This is a genomic window from Streptomyces griseiscabiei (assembly GCF_020010925.1).
Lineage (GTDB): Bacteria > Actinomycetota > Actinomycetes > Streptomycetales > Streptomycetaceae > Streptomyces > Streptomyces griseiscabiei.
Genome location: NZ_JAGJBZ010000001.1, coordinates 1,488,331 through 1,505,943 on the forward strand (window position 1 = coordinate 1,488,331; position 17,613 = coordinate 1,505,943).

Genomic DNA, 17,613 nt, shown 5'->3' on the forward strand with positions numbered 1-17,613 from the left:
CGAGCGTCGGAGGGGAACGCGGCATCGCGTCCGCCTCAAGCATCCGAGCCCGGGGACGAAGAGATGTCGACAGAACCATGTAGGGACGACGAACTGACTGCCGAGGAGATCCACGACAGCCACGCCGCCTTCGACGGAGAACTCGGCGACGTGACGGGAGCCCGTACGGCCGCGGAGGGGTTCCTGGGCACCCTCGCGCGCAGCGAACCGCCGGGCGCCACGGAGCACTGGGACGACATCCTGCTGGTGGTCACGGAACTGGCGGCCAACGCCGTGCAGTACGCGCCGGGGCGGTTCGAGCTGACGCTGCGCCGCACCCTGGACGGTGTCCATGTGACGCTCGGCGACACGAGCAGGACGTCACCGGCGCCGCGTCCCTTCAGCCCCAGCCAGGGCGGCGGCGGCATCGGCTGGTATCTGATCCAGACCCTCTGCGACGAGGTGAGCGTGGTGGTGCACGACCACGGCAAGGACGTCCATGTCTTCCTGCCCTGGTGAGGCCGCCCCGGTGCGGCCTCAGGCCAGCGGCACCAGGACGCTGATGGTCTTGCCGCCGGAGGTGCGGCGCTCGACGTCGACCTCGCTGGACAGCCGGTTGATCAGGGGCCAGCCGTAACCGCTGCCCTCGTGGAGCCGGGGCAGCCTCCCGGGCCCGTGCAGACCCACGGGCACGGCGGCGCTGTGGTCCCGCACGCTCAGCCGTACGCCTCCGGGTGTGAGGGCGACGTCGAATCCGGCGATGCCGCCGCCGTGCCGGACCGCGTTCGTCACCAGTTCGGAGACGACGAGGATGAGATCGATCATCGACTGCTCGCTGGGCGGCCCGGCCGGGGAACGCCATCGCTCGACCACGAATTCGCGGACATGGCGGCGGGCCGCCGCGGCGGTGGTGATCGCCCCGGGAGGCCGCGGCGGCCGTGGCGACGGCGCTTCCACGGGAGAGGTGCCGTGGTTCACGAGGCCGGGGTTCACGAGGTCGGGGTTCATGGGTGCGTCGTGCATGAGGTCGTGGTTCATGAGCGGGTGACGTTCCATCGATGTCATGGCAGGTACGGGGTCGACGGCGCGGGGCGGCTCGGTTCCTCACTGTTCATGGAGCGCCGCATACCCGCTCGGGGCCGGACCATGACTCCCGACCGTGCCCGGGAGCACCACCCGCCTCCCGCACAGCTCCGCGGTCTCCTCCGCCTGCGCCGCGGCGAGCTGCGCGTGTGCCGCGTCCAGGGCCCGGTGGATGTCACGGGTGCCGGTGGACACGCACAGCGTGTACGCGAGGTCCTGCGCGCGGCGCACGGTCCGGGGGTCGCCGCGCTCGCTCTCGTGGGCCGCGAGCGACTCGTACTCGGCGACGAGCCTGCGCAGGGTCGCGGGATGGGGCGTCAGCATGGGTCTCTCCTGGGTGGTGGAAACGGCGGCGGACGGGTCAGGCGGAGGGCGTGGTGCGGCCGAGGGCCTCCTCGCGGACGCGGGCGCAGCTGCGGCTGATGAGGCGGGAGACGTGCATCTGGGAGATGCCGAGGCGGTCGGCGATGCGGTGCTGCGTCATGTCCTCGAAGAAGCGCATGTAGAGGATGGCGCGCTCGCGTTCGGGCAGCCGGCGCAGCCCCTGCTTCACCGCCTCCCGGTCCACGACGACGTCGTACGCCGAGTCGGGTGCCCCGAGGGTGTCGGCGAGGCTGTAGCCGTCGTCGCCGGAGGCCGTCTCGGCGTCCAGGGACAGCGCGCTGAAGCTGTCGAGCGCCTCCATCCCCGCGTTGACCTCCTCCTCGGTGAGCCCGGCGAGGGCGGCGATGTCGGCGATCGAGGGTTCGGCGGAGCCACCGGAGGTCTGGATCAGTTCGCGGCGCGCCACCCGCACCTTGTTGCGGAGGTCCTGCACGCGCCGGGGGACGCGCAGGGTCCACATCCGGTCGCGGAAGTGCCGCTTGATCTCGCCGGTGATGGTGGGCACGGCGTAGCTCTCGAACGCCCCCCGTTCGGGCTCGTACCGGTCCACCGCCTTGACCAGGCCCATCGCGGCGACCTGGCGCAGATCCTCCAGCGACTCCCCGCGGTTGCGGAAGCGGCCGGCGATGCGGTGCGCCATGGGCAGCCAGGCCCGGACCAGTTCGTCCCGTACGTGGTCGCGTTCGGGGCCCGCCTCCATCGCCGCGAGCCGGGCGAAGGCGGTGGCGGTGTCGGGGGCGTCGTCGTGCGTCCTCCTGTCGGGAGTGCCGGGGCGTACGGAGGGACCGGAACCGTGTGCGGACACATTGACCAGCATGGGAAATCGCTCCTGAACGACGCTTTCAGGGACCCGCGGCGGGGGCGGTGGGCGGGCGACCGAGGCCCGTGCGCGGAACACCGCTCCCGCCGGCGTGCCTCCGGTACGGAGGCGTGGAACTCCGATTGCCCCGCGACCCGGTGGGCAAACAACGGTCCGCGCATCCGTGGTGACGGATCGCCAGGGCCGGTGGTCCCGGCCGTCCGGTCCGGCGATGACTTCCGGCCAGAGTGGCGAGCGCCACGGCCTCTTTTGTGTTTCCGGGGGACTGACTTCCGGCTCGCGGGGCAGGCGTGGGATGGCAACAAGGCTTCGGGCGAGAGGGGTGGACAGCATGGCAGCCGTGACGGCACGCACAACGGCCACGGCACGGGGGAGGGTCATGACGGACGGGGTGGACCTACCCCTGATCGAGGACCCGTCGCAGGTCAGGCCGAAAGACGCGCGGGAGATGTCGCGGGCCTTCTTCGACCGGCTGGCCATGTTGGACGAGGGCACGCACACGTATCAGTACGTGCGCAACACGCTCATCGAGATGAACCTCTCCCTCGTCCGGTACGCGGCCTCGCGCTTCCGCGGGCGGGAGGACTCCCTGGAGGACATCGTCCAGGTCGGGACGATCGGGCTGATCAAGGCCATCGACCGGTTCGAGCTGTCCCGGGAGGTGGAGTTCACCACGTTCGCCGTGCCGTACATCGTCGGCGAGATCAAGCGGTTCTTCCGGGACACCAGCTGGGCGGTGCACGTACCGCGGCGGCTGCAGGAGGCGCGGGTGGAGCTGGCCCGTGCGACGGACGAGCTGCAGTCCCGGCTGGGCCGGATGCCGACGACGCGTGAGCTGTCGGAGCTGATGTCGCTGTCCGAGAAGGAGGTCGTCGAGGCGCGCAAGGCGTCCAACGGCTACAACACCTCCTCGCTCGACGCGGCGCTCACCTCCGACGGCGGCGAGGACGGCGACACCGTGCTGGGCGATCTGATCGGCGAGGAGGACCCCTCTCTGCAACTGGTCGAGGACTTCCATTCATTGGCGCCGCTGATCGCCGAACTCGACGACCGCGAGCGGCGGATCCTGCATCTGCGGTTCGTGGAGGAGCAGACCCAGTCGCAGATCGCCGAGCAGCTCGGGGTGTCCCAGATGCATGTGTCCCGGTTGATCAGCCGCATCATCAAGCGGCTGCGGGCGGGGCTCCTGGAGCCGGGAGTCGCCTGATCGGGGCCGTGTGTCCGGACGATTCGCGGGTATGCGCACGGGCGCATCGCCGGACGATGCGTCGAATCCGCGGATCGGGGAACCCGCCCCGGTCGGTCGAACGCCTAGGGAGGCTCTCGTGTCCGTTGCCCACAACCCCCTGTCGATCAAGGTCGATCTGCCCCGTGACGACGCCGTGCTGCTCACGATCGAAGGGGAACTGGACATCGACACGGCGACCGAGCTGCAGCATCATCTGGCGAACCAACTGCGCCACGGCCGACGGCACTTCCTGCTCGACGTGTCGGCCGTGCCCTTCATGGACTCGTCCGGCATGAACATCATCCTGCGGACGTACCAGGAGGTGCGGCGGCTGCCCGGCGGTGTGTACGTCATCGCCCCGGCACCCGCGGTGCGGCGCATACTCGACCTCACCGGAGTCAGCCTCACCGTGGCCACGGTGGACAGTGTGGCCGAGGCGCTGGCGGCCGTGGACTCGGGACAGGTCGCCCCGCGGCCGGACGAGCCTCCGGCCCAGGAGTAGCCGCCGGCGACGCGGCGCCGGACGAGTGCCATCGGGCGTGGTCCGTCGACGCGTTGGGCACGCACATGCGCAAAAGTTGTCGTTTGACAACTATGGCCGGAAGGCAACAGAGTGAGCCGGGCGATGAGTGTGGGAAGGGTTGGGATGAGGCTGTCGGACCGGGACCGGGTCGGCGGCGGTCAGGCGCTCCGGGCGTCGGTGGCGTCGCCCTCGTGGATCTGTGCCGCCGCGGCGGCGCAGAACGCCTCCAGCCCTTCCAGCAGCGCGGTCCGCTTCCCGGCGGGCATCTGCTCCAGCACGGACCCGAGGGCCCGTTCCCGGCGGGCCCGCAGGTCCACCAGGAAGGACTGTCCGCGCCGGCTCAGCCGCAGACACAACTCGCGCCTGCTGGCCGTACTGGCGTGGCGCTCGACGAAACCCACCGCCTCCAGCCGGTCGCAGAGCCGGCTGGTGGAGGGCGGGGTGGAGCCGAGGGCGTCGGCGAGCATCCGCAGATTGATGCCGTCGTTGTGCTCCAGGATGAACAGCACCCGGATCTGGGACGCGGACACCGGTGCCGTCGAGGCGCGCCCCCACAGAACCTCCAGCAGCTCGGCCGCCTCGGAGGTCACACGCGCCACCTCGTCCGGTCGCGGGTGGGAGGAGGAAGTCACGGGCCCACTCTTCCAGGCATTTCGAACACTGTCAGCTCTGGAAAGAATGGCGTATCCGACATCGTGAACAGATTCGTGGCAGCCGAACGGGCCTTGCGCTCCGCTGCTCCCCACCGCCTGGTGGACGCGTTCCGCGACGTACTGGGCGACGGCTTCTCGGCGCGGGACGTCGAGTTCTACCTCGCCGACTACTCGCTCACCGCACTGCGGCCCGCCTCCACCCGCCCGGACCCGCCGGACCCGCTGCCCATGCACGACGGTCCGGCCGGGCGGGCGTTCGGGGCGCAGGAGCCGTACCTGGAGCGGCGCGGCGACGGCCCGGTGCGGGCACATCTTCCGGTCACCGTGCGCGGTGACCGGCTGGGCGTGCTCGCCCTGACGCTGCCGTCCGCCGCGCACGCCGAGGAGTGCCTCGGTGAGCTGGCCGAGCTGGCCGGTGTGCTGGGGCACGAGCTGGTGGTGGCGGAGCGGGACACCGATGTGTACGTACGGGCGCGTCGCTCCAGCCGGCTGACGCTGGCGGCGGAGATGCAGTGGCAACTGCTGCCGGGCCGGTCCTCCGCCGCCGCCGAGTACGCGCTCGGCGGTCAACTGGAGCCCGCCTACGCCATCTTCGGCGACAACTTCGACTGGTCCGCCGACGCCGAGCGGCTGATGCTGTACGTCACCAACGGCATGGGCGAGGGCATCGAGGCGTCCCTGCTGACCCAGCTGGGGATCAACGCGCTGCGCAACGCCCGCCGGGCCGGCCTGTCCATCGCCGACCAGGCGGCCCTGGCCGACCAGGCCCTGCACGCCCAGTACGGCGGGGCCTCGCACCTGTCGGTGCTGCTGCTGGACCTGGATCTGCGCACCGGGCGGCTGGAGATCGTCGACGCGGGCTCCCCGCGGATGCTGCTGCTGCGCGACGGAGAGGTCACCGTCGTCGCCCTGGACGCGCAGCTGCCGCTGGGCATGTTCGAGGAGACGGACTACACCGCCCAGGAGGTGACGGTCGAACCGGGCGACCGGCTGGTCTTCGTCAGCGACGGCGTGTACTCCGTCCTCGCGCCCGGCGGCGAGGAGTACGGGGAGCGGGCGCTGGCCCGCGCGGTCAACGCCACCCGGCTGCTGCCCGCCGCCGATGTGCCCGGCGCGGTGCTCAGGGAACTGTCCGGGCACCGCGGCACCCCTGTGGCGGACGACGACGCGCTCGTGGTCTGCCTCGACTGGTTCAGCCGGAGAGAGGAGGGTCCGCCCCCTCGATGAACCCGTCCGTCAGTCGTTCACCAGTCGTTTCCCGGAGCGGGGAGGCGCGCCGTCGAGCAGTGAGGAGTCACCCGTGCCGGAACAGGACACGGCAGGCCAGCAGTTGACACCGGCCCAGGAGGTCGCGCGGTTCCTGCGCAACCGCCAGGAACAGATCGCCCAGCGCTGGGCCGACGCCGCGCTGTTCCGTACCGTCTTCACCCACTCCCGGGACGAGGCGGTGGAGGCGGGCCGGGCCGTCGTGGACGCGCTCGCCGCCGTGGCCGCCGCGGAGAGTGTCGAGGACGCGGAGGCCGGTGGCTTCCACGTCGTGCGCGAGCAACTCGCCCGGACGGCCGCCGCCCGGGGGCGGGCCGGGTCCACGGTCACCCAGATCTCCGCCGAGGTGGACGCGCTGCGCCCGCCCGTCACCGAGTTGCTCGTCGCCGAGTTCGCGGACGCGCCGGCCACGCATCTGCGGGAGTGCACCACGACGCTGACGGTGCTGATGGGCACCCTGCGGCTGGTGGTGCTGGAGACGGCGCTCAGCGAGGGCGAGGAGCTGATCCACCGGCAGCGGCTGCAGCTGATGGAGGTCGCCACACCGGTGATCAAGCTGTGGGAGGGCATCGTCGCCGTGCCCCTCATCGGCACCCTGGACAGCGCCCGCAGCCAGGTGGTGATGGAGCGGCTCCTCGACTCCATCGTCGAGCAGCACGCCCGGTTCGCGATCCTGGACATCACCGGGGTGCCGACCGTGGACTCGCTGGTGGCCCAGCATCTGATGAAGACGGTGGCGGCGGCGCGGCTGATGGGCGCCGAGTGCATCGTCTCCGGCATCCGGCCGCCGATCGCGCAGACCATCGTGCACCTGGGCATCGACCTCAGCTCGGTCCTCACCCGTACGAGCCTCGCGGACGCCCTGGCGTACGCGCTGCGGGAGCTGGGCACGGACATCGTGTCCCGCGACGGCACCGGTTCGGGGCGCAGGTGAGCGGCGGTCTCTTCGCCGGGTACGGCGGGCCGTCCGCGTACGGGGCCCCCGTCCCCGTGCTCAAACTCGGCAACGTGCTGCTGGTGTCGCTCCAGGGCGATCTGCACGACGGTGCGGCCGAGCAGCTCCAGCAGGACATCAGCGACACGGTCGCCCGCAGCGGCGCCACCGGGGTGGTCATCGACCTCTCCGGGGTGGAGATGGTCGACTCGTTCCTGGGCCGGGTGCTCGGTGACATCGCCGCCCAGACGAGTCTGCTCGCCGCCGGGACGGTGGTGGCGGGGATGCGTCCGGCCGTGGCGATCACGCTGGTGGAGCTGGGGCTCACCCTGCCGGGGCTGCGTACCGCGCTCAGCACCGAGGACGCGCTGCGGCTCCTCGGCGAACCGGACCCGACCTTCCCCCGCCGAGTCCACGCCCGCCAGGAGAGTCCGTGATGCAGACCGCCGGCGGCATCTCCGCCTGCCTGCCGATCCACTCGGATCTCGATCTGGTGTGGGTACGTCAGCATGTGCGGCAGGCGGCCGCCCAGCTCGGCTTCGGTCTGGTCGACCAGACCAAGCTGGTCACCGCGGCCAGCGAGCTGGCCCGCAACACCCTGGTCCACGGCGGCGGGGGCCAGATGGAGTGCGATCCGGTGGACAAGGGCGGCGCCCGGGGGCTGCGGCTGACGTTCAGCGACGAGGGGCCCGGCATCCCGGATCTCGACCAGGCCCTGGTGGACGGCTACACCTCGGGCGAGGGCCTGGGGATGGGGCTGGGCGGCGCCCGGCGGCTGGTGCACGAGTTCACGATCGACAGCCGCCCCGGCTCCGGCACCACGGTCACGGTGACGTCCTGGCTGACGGGCGCGCCGCGCCCGCGCGAGGAGCGCTGATGCCACGCGTCTGGGAGGTTCCGGTGCACGACTCGACCCGGGTGCGCGACGCCCGGGTGGCCGCCGAGGCAGCGGCGGCGCGGGCCGGGCTGGACGAGGACCGCGCCGCCGGCTGCGCGCTGGTGGCCACCGAGCTGGCGACCAATCTGCTCAAGCACGCCGGGGGCGGGCTGATACTGCTGGACGTGGTGTCCCGGCCCGCGCCGGAACGGGCGGACGGCGCGGCCCCGATGGTGCAGATCGTGGCGATCGACCACGGGCCGGGCGTCCGCGATGTCGCGGGCGCGCTGCGCGACGGGTTCTCCACGACGTCCTCGCTCGGCGCGGGTCTCGGCACCTGCCGCCGGGTCGCCGACGACTTCGATCTGCACAGCACGGTCGGCCGGGGCACCATCGCCCTGGCCCGGCTCGGCGCCCGGTCGGGACGTCGCGGCTCCCCTGCCCCCTCCCCCGCCGGGGCCCTGCGCGCCGGAGGCGTCAACGTGCCCTTCGCCGGCGCGGAGTTCTCCGGCGACGCCTGGGCCTGGGCCCGGTCGGGCGAGGTCACCACAGTGATGCTCGCCGACGGCCTGGGCCACGGCGTGGCGGCGGCCCGTGCCTCCTCGGCCGCCGTGGAACAGCTGTACCGGGCTCCCGAGCTGCCTCCCGCGCAGCTGCTGCGGCGGCTGGAGGGTGCGCTGCGCGACACCCGGGGCGCCGCCGTCGCCGTCGCCCAACTCGACGTCGGAGCCGGGCGGTTGCTGTTCGCCGGCATCGGCAACATCGGGGCGCGGCTGCGGACCGGCGCCGACTGGCAGCCGTTGCTGTCGCGGCCCGGCATAGTCGGCGCCCACCGGGCCGCCCATGTCCCGCAGCACGAGACGGCCTGGGGCGACGACTGTCTGCTCGTGCTGCACAGCGACGGTCTGCCCAGCCGCTGGAGTCCGGGCCCCGCCGCCCACAGCCCCTCCCTCGACCCCGCTGTGATCGCCGCCGTGATCGTGCGCGACGCGAGCAGCCCCGCACGGCCGGTACGCGACGACACCACCGTCGCCGTACTGGTCCCCACCTCGCCGGACCGCCGCCCATGACCCGTACCTGGCATGTCAGTTCCGTCACCGACGCCGCGCGGGCGCGGATCGCGACCGCGCGGCTGGCCGGCGCGCACGGGGTCGCGCCGACCGACCGGGCGCGGCTGGTGTCCGTGCTCACCGCGCAGCTGCGGCAGTGCCTCACCAAGGGCGGCACCTGGCTGCTGACCGCGCGGGTCACCACGGCGCGGCCCGGTGGCTGCCGGTTCCTGGTCGAGGTGACGTCGGCGAACCGGCGGCCGGGCGAGTACCGGCAGCCCTGGCGGCTGACGGTCGCCTGCTCGGAGGAGGGGCGGCTGCCGGACAGCGAGCATGTGGCCGCCGATCCGGCGACGTTCGCGGAGGCCCTGTTCGGGGCCGACGAGGACGCTGCGCTGCTGCTGGAGAGGCTCGACGAGCAGGAGGCGCTGGCCTCGTTCCACCGCGAGGAACTGCACCAGACCAACCAGGGTGTGCTCGCGCTGCACGCCGAGCTGGACGCGGCCGGGCGCGCACAGCGCGAGCTGTTCGCGGCCGAACAGAAGGCCCGCAGGGAGGCCGAGAACGCGCGCGGCCGGCTGACCTTCCTCGCCGACGCCAGCGCCGCGCTGACCGCCTCCCTCAACCCGGACGCGGTCGTACGGCTGCTGCCCTCGCTCCTGGTGCCCCGCTACGCCCGCACCGCCGACGTATGGCTGTTCGACGGGGAGGGCGACATGGCGCGCGGCGGGCCGCGGCCGGCCGCCGCCGTCGTCGCGGCCCGGCGCGGGCGGCCGCAGTACGCCGCCGACCATCCGGGCGGGCTGCCCGGTGTCGACGACCAGCCGCCCTCGGCGCTGGATCCCGCCCGGCCGCTGCTGTGCGTGCCGTTGACGACCCGGGGCGCGCCGCTGGGTGTGCTGACGCTGTCGCCGCCCGACGACGAACGCTGGGACGCCGACGACGCGTTCATGCTGATCGAGCTGGCCCGGCGGGCCGGTGTCGCCCTGGAGAACGCCCGGCGCTTCGAGCACAACCGCGACATCGCCGAGACCCTGCAACGGGCCCTGCTCACCGAACTGCCCGCGACGCCGGGCCTGCGGCTGGCGGCACGCTATCTGCCGGCCACCCGGGGCATGAACATCGGCGGCGACTGGTACGACGCCTTCCGCCAGCCCGACGGCGGCCTGATCACCGTGATCGGTGATGTCACCGGGCACGGGCTGCGCGCCGCGGTGATGATGAGCCAGCTGCGGACCGCGCTGCGCGCCTACGCCGTCGACGGCGAGACACCCGGTCAGCTCCTCACCCGGCTCCATCTGTTCCTGCACCATCTGCAGCCCGACCTGTACGCCACCGCCGTCATCGCCCGCTTCCATCCGCGGGAGCCCACTCTCACCTGGGCCGCCGCGGGGCATCCGCCACCGGTGCTGCGCTCGCCCGACGGGCGGGTGCGGATCCTGGACGCCAAGCCCGGCGCGATGCTCGGCATCCCCCTGCGGCAGGAGATCGCCGACCACACCGTCCCGCTGGCGCCCGGCTCGACCCTGGCGCTCTACACGGACGGGCTGGTGGAACGCCGGGCCCAGGGCATAGACCCGGGCATCGAGCGGCTGGCCTCGGCCCTCGGGGGGCTCCCGGCCGCCACCCTCGACGACGATCTCGAAGAGTCCGCCGACCGGCTCCTGGAACCCCTGCTGGACGAGGAGCACGAGGACGACGTGTGTCTGCTGCTGTGCCATGTGCACAGCGAGGCGGGACAGGTCACGGTCCGGAGCGGCTGACGGGTCCCCCCAGGGCCCGCAGCACCTGCTCGACCCGGGTCCGTTCGGCCGCCGGCAGCGCCGCCAGCACGTCGCCGAGCCGTGCCGACAGCCGCTCGGTGACCTCCACGAGGAAGCCGTGGCCGCGTTCCGTCACCAGCAGCCGCACCTCGCGCCGGTCGTCGAGGTGGACGCACCGCTGGAGCAGACCGGCCGCTTCGAGACGGTCGCAGAGCCGGCTGGCCGTCGGCAGACCGACACCCAGCTGCTCGGCCAGCGCGGTCAGGTTCAGCTCGGGCCGGCGGCGTATCGCGCGGAGTGCCAGGATCTGTCTCGGGGACAGCCGGGGGACGACGTCCTCCACCGCCGAGAACCAGAGCGGCACCAGGTTCTCCACAGCGTCGAGAACCTGCCGGTCGAGGTCGGCGGGGCCGGTCATGCGGGGGGCCTACCCGAAGTGCCCGGGAGTACACGGCCGTCACCGCACGCTCACTTTCCCCCTCCCGTGACGGCCCGGCCCGCCCCCGGCCGGGGCAGGTGCCGATGCCGCCGCCGCTGCCGTCACGCCTTGTAGGCCACTCCCCCGTACACGTCCGTCGGCTCGGGGCTCGTGCCCGGCTCGGCGCGCCACAGCGGGCAGGAGACGATGCCGGGCTCCAGCAGTTCCAGGCCCTCGTAGTAGGCGTGCAGCTGACGGGGGCTGCGCAGCACGTACGGGACGGCGCCGGTGTCGTCGTAGCCGTCCTGGGCGCGCTTGAGTTCGGCGTCGGTGTCCGTGCTGTCGTAGTGGACGAAGTAGCTGCCGGACGGCAGGGCCGCCTGGAGGCGGCGGACGATGTCCTTGGCCTCCTCGTAGTCCTGGATGTGGCCGAGGATGCCCATCAACATCAGCGCCACCGGCTTGTCGAGGTCGAGGATCTTCCCGGCGGCTTCGAGGATGGCCTCGGGGTCGTGCAGATCGGCGTCGACGTAGTCGGTGACCCCCTCGGGGGTGCTGGTGAGGAGCGCCTGCGCGTGCCGCAGTACCAGCGGGTCGTTGTCGACGTAGACGATGCGGGACTCGGGGGCGACCTTCTGGGCGACCTGGTGGGTGTTGTCGTACGTCGGAAGGCCGGTGCCGATGTCCAGGAACTGGCGGATCCCGCGCTCGCGGGCCACGAAGGTGACCGTGCGGATGAGGTACACGCGGGAGGCGCGGGCCATCGTCTCGATGTTGGGGGCGATCTCCCGGTAGGCGTCGCCCGCCTCGCGGTCGACCTCGTAGTTGTCCTTGCCGCCCATCCAGTAGTTCCAGATACGGGCCGAGTGCGGCACCGTGGTGTCGATCTTCGACAGGGCTTCCTGGTCGGGAGTGGGGTGGCCTTCTGCCATGGGACTCTCCTGCCTCACATCGCGTGGTCGTCGCTAACCTATCGTCAACTGCCGTGTGTTTCGCCAGAGTTGGGACGCACGGGAAGCGGGTGAGGCGGGGCCGCGGACGGGCCCGCCCGGTTCGCCGATATCGAGGGTGACCACGGGGACGTGCTGGGCGAGGGTGCGGAAGACGCGGGCGTAGGCGGTGGCGGCGTCGGTGACCTCGGACGTGGCCGGCTCGGTCGTGGTGAGGTGGAGCATGGCGCCGTCGCGTTCGGCGACGGCGTCGGCGAGGTCCAGGGCGTGCATCCAGGTGACCCGGGAGCGGCCCCGGCGCAGCGGCCCGTGGACGAGTTCCGCGATCAGGTTGCCGTCGACGGCCAGCCGGCCCGGCCCGGCGAGGAGTTCGCGGCAGGGCAGGGCCGGGTCGAGGTGGTGGAGGACGGCCGGCAGCCGCCGCACCTCGAAGCCGAGACGGGCCAGTTCCCCGACCAGCCGCTCCCGGCCGGGGCCTTCGCACCCCTCGACGATCAGGGTCCGGTACGGCGTCAGCGCGGTCAGGGGCGGCGGAGTGGTCCCCACCCCTCGGGAGCGGCCCGGGGCACGAGGCGGCGTGCGCATGCCGCTCCCTTCGGGTGGTGCGCGGCCGGAAGACGCCCCCAGTGTGGCCGGGGCCGGGAGGCGACGGCAGTGAGCGTGCGGGTTGTCCGGTTGTGCGGGCGTAGTGATCCGCGCGAGGGCTCACGCCGGACCCGACCACGAACCCCACGGCCTCAGGCAATCAGAAAGTCGGCCTCCCCCGCCTTCGCCCCCTCCAGGAACGCCACCATCTCCTCCCGGGAGTACACAAGCGCCGGCCCGTCCGGATCCGTGGACTGCCGGAAGGCCACGCGGCCGTCGGGCAGCCGCTTCGCCTCCACACAGGAACCACCGTTCGTACCGCTCCAGGGCTTGCGCCAGCCCTCCGCACCGAGTTCCGCCGCAGGCATACCGCTGTGGACGGGGCCGTCGGGTGTCCTTGCCATGTGTCACAACTCCTTGCGTAGTGCCGCCAGGATGTCCCTGGTCCGAGCGACCGGTTCCGCCTGCACGGACATCCGGTCCAGGACCTCCAGATAGGTCACGACGTCCACGGGCTGGTCGACGTACTGGGCGCCCGCGAGGCCCTCGGTGTAGACGATGTCGGGGAGTTCGGAGAAACCGAACCGGAAGTAGTGGAACGGGCCGTACGCCCCGGGGTGGGGTCCGGCCGCGAACCGCATGATCTGGATCCTGATCTTGGGCCGTTCCGTCGCCTCGGTGAGCCGGTCGAGCTGGGCCCGCATCACCTCGGGGCCGCCCACCGGCCGGCGCAGCACGGTCTCGTCGAGGATGGCCCAGACCGCCGGCGCCTCGGGCTTGACCAGCAGGTCCTGGCGTCTGAGGCGCAGGGCGACGTGTCGTTCGACCTCCTCCGGGCTCGCGTTGGGGAAGCCGACCCGGATGAGGGCCGCGGCGTAGTCGTGGGTCTGCAACAGGCCCGGGACGTACTGGGGTTCGTAGAGCCGGATGACGGCGGCTTCGCTCTCCAGGCTCACGTAGGCGCTGAACCACTCGGGCAGCACATCGCGGAACTTGTGCCACCAGCCGGGCTGGTTGGCCTCGCGGGCCAGGGCGAGGAAGCCCTCGATCTCGGTGCCGGAGACCCCGTAGGTACGCAGCAGCTCCTTCACGTAGGGGATGCGGAGACCGACCTCGGCCTTCTCCATCCGGCGGACCGTCAGCGCGGTGACCTCGATGGCGCGGGCGGCCTCGTCGAAGGAGACACCGGCCCGCTCCCGCAGCTGGCGGAGCCGCTTGCCGAGGACCATGCGCAGGACCGTGGGCGCCGCAGGAGCACTCCCTCCTGAGCGGGTCTCACTCACGTGCAACCTCCCGGGGCGGGATTCACAGCGTGCAGTGTGCCACGCGATCCGTTGACACGGACAGGTCCTCGCGGTTCATTTTGAAATTATCAGAACGCAGGTTGCGGGCTGAGTTGTTCGGCCACCATAGTGATCGAGTGACCTGCCGCACACTGCGGGCAGCGTCCCTCGAACTCCTCCGGCCCGCCCAGGAGTTGGCGCCACGGCGGGCAGGGGCCGATTCGCGCGCCGACACGATGCGACACCTGGATGGCCGCCGTGACGAACGGATTACCGAGGAACCCGGTCAAGGGGGCCGGCGGGCCCAACAAGCCGCTGGCGGCAGCCCTGAAGGAGGCCGGCTGCTCGTACGCCTCCCTGGCCCTGCGGGTCAACGACCTGGGCCGCTGTCAGGGCGCGGAGACCAACTACGACAAGGCCTCCGTCACCCGCTGGCTGCAGGGCCAGCAACCTCGGGGAAACACACCGGAGTTGATCGCCGCGGTCCTCGGCGAACGGCTGGGCCGCGCGCTCACTCCGGCCGACCTCGGTTTTCCGCTGGATCGCGGACGACCGGTGACGGGACGGGCGTTGATGTTTGTCGAGAACGTGTCGGAGACCCTGCACACCCTGGCGGAGCTGGGCTCCACCGACATCTCGCGGCGCAGTCTGCTCGGTTCGGTGCCGTTCGTGCCGGGGGCCCTGACGAACCCTCAGCGGGCCTGGCTGCTCTGGCTGGTGGAGAGCCGGGACGCGCCCCGGCTCGCGCCGGTGTCGGGCGGCGGGCCGGTGGAGCAGGTCCACGCGATGCTCCGCATGTTCGACGAGATGGACAACCACTACGGCGGCGGTGGCATCCGCACGAGCATCGTGCAGTACCTCACCACCGAGGTCATCCCGCTGCTCCAGCAGCGCGGTCTGCCGCCGCACCACCGGCGCGAGCTGTTCGCCGCCGCTGCCCGGCTGGCCGCGATGGCGGGCTGGAGCTCGTACGACGCCGGGGAGTACGGCCTCGCCCAGCGGTACATGACGCAGGGGCTGAGGCTCTGCGCGGAGGGCCGTGACCATGTGCTGGGCGGGCAGATCCTGGCCGGGCTGTCCCATCTGGCGACCAGCCTCGGCCGCCCCGACGAGGGGGTGGCGCTGGCCCGCGCCGGGGTCGCCACCGCCAAGGACTCGGGCAGTCCGCTGGGCCTGATGCGGCTGCACGCCATGTCCGCGCGCGGGCACGCGGCGCTGGGCCGGCCCCGGGAGACCGCCGAGGCGCTGCGCGCCGCCGAGAAACAGCTCGACGCGAGCCGGGGCGCGGCCCAGGAGTCCCCCTGGGTGCGGTTCCTCGACCACCACTACCTCCAGGCCGAGTCCGCCGTCTGCTTCCGTGACCTGGGGCTGGCCGCGCAGGCCGAGCACACCGCGAGCGAGTCGGTGCGCGCCCACGCCGACCGCCGCCGACGCCAGGCCATCAGCCGGTCGGTCCTCGCGACGGCCCACCTCCAGCAGAACCGCCTGGACGAGGCCATCGCCACGGCCGACGACGCCCTCGAAGCGCTCGGCGGCGTGCACAGCGAACGCTCCATCCAGGCCCTCCGCGACTTCCGCGGCCGCCTCGCGACCCGCCGCCACGAACCCCTCGTCCAGGACTTCGAACGCCGGTCGAGGGTGGTCCTGGGGACCGCCGCCTGACGGTGGCGGGGCTCGGGTGAGGATGCGTCAATAACCGTACGGCGAGGGCGCGTTCTGCGCCCGGTCCACGGGCAGATGGGCGCCGGAGACACCCGTCGCCCAGTCGGAGAGCAGGAACACCACCGTACGGGCCACCTCGTACGGGGTGACGGGGGCGCCGGTCGGCAGCTCCGCCCCGGCGAAGGCCTCGTACGCCGAGGGGTCCTCGCGGCGCATACGGTCCCAGCGGCGGCCCGGGATCAGCATCGAGCCCGGTGAGACGGTGTTGACGCGGACCCGGTCGGGGCCCAGTTCGCGGGCCAGGGAGGCGCCCAACTGGATCAGGGCTCCCTTGGCGACCCCGTACTGGGCGGGCGGTCCCGGTTTCCAGCCCGAGATCGAACCGATCAGCACGGCCGAGCCGCCGCCGGCCGCGCGCAGATGCGGGAGTGCCGCGCGGACGAGACGGGCGGTGTGCCCGACGTTCAGCTCCCAGGTGGCCGCCCAGTCGGCGCTGTCGGCCTGCTCGAAGGTGCCGCCGCGGGAGCCGCCGACGCAGGCGACGACGCCGTCGAGACCGTCGACGCCGCCCGGGTACGGCGGAACCCCTTCAGAGCCGAAACGTTTCGCCGCAGTCGCGACGAACTCCTCCAGCCGTCCGGGCTCGGTGACGTCGAGCGCGGCGGTGAAGAGCCGGGCTCGCTCCTCGCCGGTCAGCGAGTCACCCAGGGCCCGCAGCCCCGCCTCCCGACGCGCACAGGTCGCCACCCGGGCGCCCTCGGCGAGCAGCAGCCGTACGACACTCTCGCCCAGACCCCGGCTACCGCCGGTGACCACCACCGCTCTGCCACGCACGTTCACCATGATCGGGAACCTACACAGCGGGCGCCACTACCCGCCCGCACCTGCACAACCCCTCCACCACCTGGTGTTTTGTGTGGCCGGTGCTGTTGTCTTCGACAACAGCACCCCCAAGAACCCGGAGGAGAACCGATGACGGCAGTCAGTGTCGGCCCGCCCCGCCGACGGACCCCTGCCGCGGCAGCGCACGACCCCGGCTGGAGCGTCCATGACTCCCCGTCCACCACGACGGACGGGGACCGGTCGCCGGACACGGTGAGGCCGACGGGCGTGGTGAGGCCGACGGGCGTGGTGAGGCCGCCTGGCGTGGTGAGGCTGCCTTGATCTCGATCGAGCGGTCCCGCCTCTTCCGGATGGCGGTACCCGCGCGCCCCTCGTGCGCCGCGCGGGTGCGGCGCACGGTGGCGGCGCACCTCACCCGGTGGGGCCTCACCGCGCTCCTCGACGACGCGGTCCTCGCCACCGACGAACTCTTCGCCAACGCGGTCCGGCACACGGGTGCCGACCCGGCCGACACCATCGGCGTCGTCGTCGAATGGTCCGGGCTCACCCTGCGGGTGACGCTCGCCGACCCCTCGCCCGCGCCGCCCCGGCCCCGGGCCGTCGCCCCGTTCGCCGAGTCGGGCCGCGGGCTGTCCATCGTCGCCGCGCTGACCGACGACTGGGGCACCGATCCGCCGGAACCGGGTGACGTGGGCAAGAGAGTGTGGTTCTCGCTCGCCGTCCGGGAGCCGGTATGAAGGGCGCCCCGGCCATGGAACCCACCTCACGCCCCGTCCCGCCCCGGAAGCGGATGCTCGCCGCCGAGCTGATCCGCAGGGCCGAGGACGAGCGGCGGCTGGCCCACGAGGCCCGGTCCGCGCCCACCGCGCGGGCCCGCGACCGGATCGCCGAGTGCCACTCCGGCAACGGGGACGCCCTGCGCGCGATCGTCGCCCGCCACGGCTGGCCCACCGCCGAGTCGGTCGGCGAACCCGCCTCCACGGCGGCCCTGATGATCCTGCTCCACACCCCCGACCTCGGCTTCCAGCTCACCTGCCGCGACCTGATCGCCGAGGCGGTCGCCGACGGCCGCTGCCCCGCCGTGCACCACGCCTATATCGCCGACCACTGCGCGGTCGCCCTCGGCCAGCCCCAGTTCTACGGCACCCGCATCAACCCCGGCACCCTCTTCCCGTACCCCGTCCGCCGCCCCGAGACGGTCGACGAACGCCGCCACGACGTGGGGCTCGGCCCCCTCACCGAGCATCTCCGGGCGGTGCGCAGCGGGTTGGGGGCGAGCGGCGGGCTGTGAACAACAGGCCTGCGGCGCCGGG

Annotated in this window: 22 protein-coding genes; 12 read left to right on the plus strand and 10 right to left on the minus strand. The window is 72.6% G+C overall.

The window, feature by feature from the left end; genetic code table 11:
• Nucleotides 1-63: 63 nt before the first annotated feature.
• On the plus strand, nucleotides 64-498 hold the full coding sequence (locus J8M51_RS06500) for an ATP-binding protein (protein WP_086752479.1): 435 nt from the start codon (nucleotides 64-66) through the stop codon (nucleotides 496-498).
• Nucleotides 499-516: 18 nt separating this feature from the next.
• Here J8M51_RS06500 and J8M51_RS06505 read toward each other — a convergent pair whose 3' ends face one another.
• From J8M51_RS06505 to J8M51_RS06515, 3 genes are all read right to left on the minus strand, one after another.
• Nucleotides 517-1,017, minus strand: coding sequence for an ATP-binding protein (locus J8M51_RS06505; protein ID WP_267299031.1), 501 nt, complete (start codon nucleotides 1,015-1,017; stop codon nucleotides 517-519).
• A gap of 66 nt (nucleotides 1,018-1,083) precedes the next feature.
• Nucleotides 1,084-1,386: a DUF5133 domain-containing protein gene (locus J8M51_RS06510; protein ID WP_086752477.1), complete on the minus strand. Its 303-nt coding sequence runs from the start codon at nucleotides 1,384-1,386 to the stop codon at nucleotides 1,084-1,086.
• 37 nt (nucleotides 1,387-1,423) lie between these two features.
• Nucleotides 1,424-2,263, minus strand: coding sequence for a SigB/SigF/SigG family RNA polymerase sigma factor (locus J8M51_RS06515; protein ID WP_086752475.1), 840 nt, complete (start codon nucleotides 2,261-2,263; stop codon nucleotides 1,424-1,426).
• Between the two features lie 382 nt (nucleotides 2,264-2,645).
• On the opposite strand from J8M51_RS06515, the gene J8M51_RS06520 reads away from it, so the two are divergent.
• Together J8M51_RS06520 and J8M51_RS06525 are read left to right on the plus strand one after the other, a co-directional pair.
• Nucleotides 2,646-3,473 carry an RNA polymerase sigma factor SigF gene (locus tag J8M51_RS06520; protein WP_086752473.1) on the plus strand — a complete coding sequence of 276 codons (828 nt, stop codon included), beginning with the start codon at nucleotides 2,646-2,648 and terminating at the stop codon, nucleotides 3,471-3,473.
• Between the two features lie 118 nt (nucleotides 3,474-3,591).
• A complete protein-coding gene (locus tag J8M51_RS06525; protein ID WP_086752471.1) occupies nucleotides 3,592-3,996 on the plus strand; it encodes an STAS domain-containing protein in 405 nt (134 codons plus the stop codon).
• A gap of 179 nt (nucleotides 3,997-4,175) precedes the next feature.
• Here the strand turns inward: J8M51_RS06525 and J8M51_RS06530 are convergent, their stop codons facing one another.
• A complete protein-coding gene (locus tag J8M51_RS06530; RefSeq protein ID WP_179202882.1) occupies nucleotides 4,176-4,649 on the minus strand; it encodes a MarR family winged helix-turn-helix transcriptional regulator in 474 nt (157 codons plus the stop codon).
• Nucleotides 4,650-4,712: 63 nt separating this feature from the next.
• Here J8M51_RS06530 and J8M51_RS06535 point away from each other — a divergent pair, with 63 nt between their 5' ends.
• The 6 genes from J8M51_RS06535 (at nucleotide 4,713) to J8M51_RS06560 (ending at nucleotide 10,559) form a co-directional block, all read left to right on the plus strand.
• A complete protein-coding gene (locus tag J8M51_RS06535) occupies nucleotides 4,713-5,897 on the plus strand; it encodes a PP2C family protein-serine/threonine phosphatase (RefSeq protein WP_086752467.1) in 1,185 nt (394 codons plus the stop codon).
• 73 nt (nucleotides 5,898-5,970) lie between these two features.
• A complete protein-coding gene (locus tag J8M51_RS06540) occupies nucleotides 5,971-6,870 on the plus strand; it encodes an STAS domain-containing protein (RefSeq protein WP_086752465.1) in 900 nt (299 codons plus the stop codon).
• Nucleotides 6,867-7,307 carry an STAS domain-containing protein gene (locus J8M51_RS06545; RefSeq protein ID WP_086752463.1) on the plus strand — a complete coding sequence of 147 codons (441 nt, stop codon included), beginning with the start codon at nucleotides 6,867-6,869 and terminating at the stop codon, nucleotides 7,305-7,307. The genes J8M51_RS06540 and J8M51_RS06545 overlap by 4 nt, the downstream gene beginning before the upstream one ends.
• On the plus strand, nucleotides 7,307-7,747 hold the full coding sequence (locus tag J8M51_RS06550) for an anti-sigma regulatory factor (RefSeq protein ID WP_086752461.1): 441 nt from the start codon (nucleotides 7,307-7,309) through the stop codon (nucleotides 7,745-7,747). Before J8M51_RS06545 ends, J8M51_RS06550 begins: the two co-directional genes overlap by 1 nt.
• The gene (locus J8M51_RS06555; protein WP_086752459.1) at nucleotides 7,747-8,817 is read left to right on the plus strand and encodes an ATP-binding SpoIIE family protein phosphatase; all 1,071 of its coding nucleotides are present in this window, start codon (nucleotides 7,747-7,749) and stop codon (nucleotides 8,815-8,817) included. The genes J8M51_RS06550 and J8M51_RS06555 overlap by 1 nt, the downstream gene beginning before the upstream one ends.
• Entirely contained in the window at nucleotides 8,814-10,559 is a 1,746-nt protein-coding gene (locus J8M51_RS06560) for a PP2C family protein-serine/threonine phosphatase (protein WP_086752457.1), read from the plus strand. Before J8M51_RS06555 ends, J8M51_RS06560 begins: the two co-directional genes overlap by 4 nt.
• Here J8M51_RS06560 and J8M51_RS06565 read toward each other — a convergent pair.
• From J8M51_RS06565 to J8M51_RS06585, 5 genes are all read right to left on the minus strand, one after another.
• Nucleotides 10,540-10,977, minus strand: coding sequence for a MarR family winged helix-turn-helix transcriptional regulator (locus tag J8M51_RS06565; RefSeq protein WP_086752455.1), 438 nt, complete (start codon nucleotides 10,975-10,977; stop codon nucleotides 10,540-10,542). The genes J8M51_RS06560 and J8M51_RS06565 overlap by 20 nt on opposite strands.
• A gap of 122 nt (nucleotides 10,978-11,099) precedes the next feature.
• Nucleotides 11,100-11,909 (minus strand): SAM-dependent methyltransferase, encoded by an 810-nt coding sequence (locus J8M51_RS06570; RefSeq protein ID WP_086752453.1) that lies wholly within the window; start codon nucleotides 11,907-11,909, stop codon nucleotides 11,100-11,102.
• 33 nt (nucleotides 11,910-11,942) lie between these two features.
• Nucleotides 11,943-12,512 (minus strand): hypothetical protein, encoded by a 570-nt coding sequence (locus J8M51_RS06575; protein ID WP_086752451.1) that lies wholly within the window; start codon nucleotides 12,510-12,512, stop codon nucleotides 11,943-11,945.
• Between the two features lie 152 nt (nucleotides 12,513-12,664).
• Nucleotides 12,665-12,916 (minus strand): DUF397 domain-containing protein, encoded by a 252-nt coding sequence (locus J8M51_RS06580; protein WP_086752449.1) that lies wholly within the window; start codon nucleotides 12,914-12,916, stop codon nucleotides 12,665-12,667.
• Between the two features lie 3 nt (nucleotides 12,917-12,919).
• Nucleotides 12,920-13,741: a helix-turn-helix domain-containing protein gene (locus tag J8M51_RS06585; protein ID WP_086752447.1), complete on the minus strand. Its 822-nt coding sequence runs from the start codon at nucleotides 13,739-13,741 to the stop codon at nucleotides 12,920-12,922.
• Between the two features lie 303 nt (nucleotides 13,742-14,044).
• Between J8M51_RS06585 and J8M51_RS06590 the strand changes: the two genes are divergently transcribed.
• The gene (locus J8M51_RS06590) at nucleotides 14,045-15,457 is read left to right on the plus strand and encodes a tetratricopeptide repeat protein (RefSeq protein ID WP_086752445.1); all 1,413 of its coding nucleotides are present in this window, start codon (nucleotides 14,045-14,047) and stop codon (nucleotides 15,455-15,457) included.
• Between the two features lie 27 nt (nucleotides 15,458-15,484).
• Here J8M51_RS06590 and J8M51_RS06595 read toward each other — a convergent pair whose 3' ends face one another.
• A complete protein-coding gene (locus J8M51_RS06595) occupies nucleotides 15,485-16,300 on the minus strand; it encodes an SDR family NAD(P)-dependent oxidoreductase (protein ID WP_086752443.1) in 816 nt (271 codons plus the stop codon).
• Between the two features lie 317 nt (nucleotides 16,301-16,617).
• Between J8M51_RS06595 and J8M51_RS06600 the strand changes: the two genes are divergently transcribed.
• Together J8M51_RS06600 and J8M51_RS06605 are read left to right on the plus strand one after the other, a co-directional pair.
• Nucleotides 16,618-17,037 (plus strand): ATP-binding protein, encoded by a 420-nt coding sequence (locus tag J8M51_RS06600; protein WP_086752441.1) that lies wholly within the window; start codon nucleotides 16,618-16,620, stop codon nucleotides 17,035-17,037.
• A gap of 14 nt (nucleotides 17,038-17,051) precedes the next feature.
• Entirely contained in the window at nucleotides 17,052-17,591 is a 540-nt protein-coding gene (locus J8M51_RS06605; protein WP_179202881.1) for a DUF6624 domain-containing protein, read from the plus strand.
• Nucleotides 17,592-17,613: the final 22 nt, after the last annotated feature.

Excerpts from the sequence above, each read along its gene's own strand:
- J8M51_RS06560 (WP_086752457.1), top strand. The coding sequence starts at position 8,814 with ATGACCCGTACCTGGCATGTCAGTTCCGTCACCGACGCCGCGCGGGCG.
- J8M51_RS06550 (WP_086752461.1), top strand. The coding sequence starts at position 7,307 with ATGCAGACCGCCGGCGGCATCTCCGCCTGCCTGCCGATCCACTCGGAT.
- J8M51_RS06500 (WP_086752479.1), top strand. The coding sequence starts at position 64 with ATGTCGACAGAACCATGTAGGGACGACGAACTGACTGCCGAGGAGATC.
- J8M51_RS06570 (WP_086752453.1), bottom strand. The coding sequence starts at position 11,909 with ATGGCAGAAGGCCACCCCACTCCCGACCAGGAAGCCCTGTCGAAGATC.
- J8M51_RS06515 (WP_086752475.1), bottom strand. The coding sequence starts at position 2,263 with ATGCTGGTCAATGTGTCCGCACACGGTTCCGGTCCCTCCGTACGCCCC.
- J8M51_RS06590 (WP_086752445.1), top strand. The coding sequence starts at position 14,045 with ATGGCCGCCGTGACGAACGGATTACCGAGGAACCCGGTCAAGGGGGCC.
- J8M51_RS06520 (WP_086752473.1), top strand. The coding sequence starts at position 2,646 with ATGACGGACGGGGTGGACCTACCCCTGATCGAGGACCCGTCGCAGGTC.
- J8M51_RS06555 (WP_086752459.1), top strand. The coding sequence starts at position 7,747 with ATGCCACGCGTCTGGGAGGTTCCGGTGCACGACTCGACCCGGGTGCGC.
- J8M51_RS06505 (WP_267299031.1), bottom strand. The coding sequence starts at position 1,017 with ATGAACCACGACCTCATGCACGACGCACCCATGAACCCCGACCTCGTG.
- J8M51_RS06585 (WP_086752447.1), bottom strand. The coding sequence starts at position 13,741 with ATGGTCCTCGGCAAGCGGCTCCGCCAGCTGCGGGAGCGGGCCGGTGTC.
- J8M51_RS06510 (WP_086752477.1), bottom strand. The coding sequence starts at position 1,386 with ATGCTGACGCCCCATCCCGCGACCCTGCGCAGGCTCGTCGCCGAGTAC.
- J8M51_RS06575 (WP_086752451.1), bottom strand. The coding sequence starts at position 12,512 with ATGCGCACGCCGCCTCGTGCCCCGGGCCGCTCCCGAGGGGTGGGGACC.
- J8M51_RS06580 (WP_086752449.1), bottom strand. The coding sequence starts at position 12,916 with ATGGCAAGGACACCCGACGGCCCCGTCCACAGCGGTATGCCTGCGGCG.
- J8M51_RS06595 (WP_086752443.1), bottom strand. The coding sequence starts at position 16,300 with ATGGTGAACGTGCGTGGCAGAGCGGTGGTGGTCACCGGCGGTAGCCGG.
- J8M51_RS06565 (WP_086752455.1), bottom strand. The coding sequence starts at position 10,977 with ATGACCGGCCCCGCCGACCTCGACCGGCAGGTTCTCGACGCTGTGGAG.
- J8M51_RS06605 (WP_179202881.1), top strand. The coding sequence starts at position 17,052 with ATGGAACCCACCTCACGCCCCGTCCCGCCCCGGAAGCGGATGCTCGCC.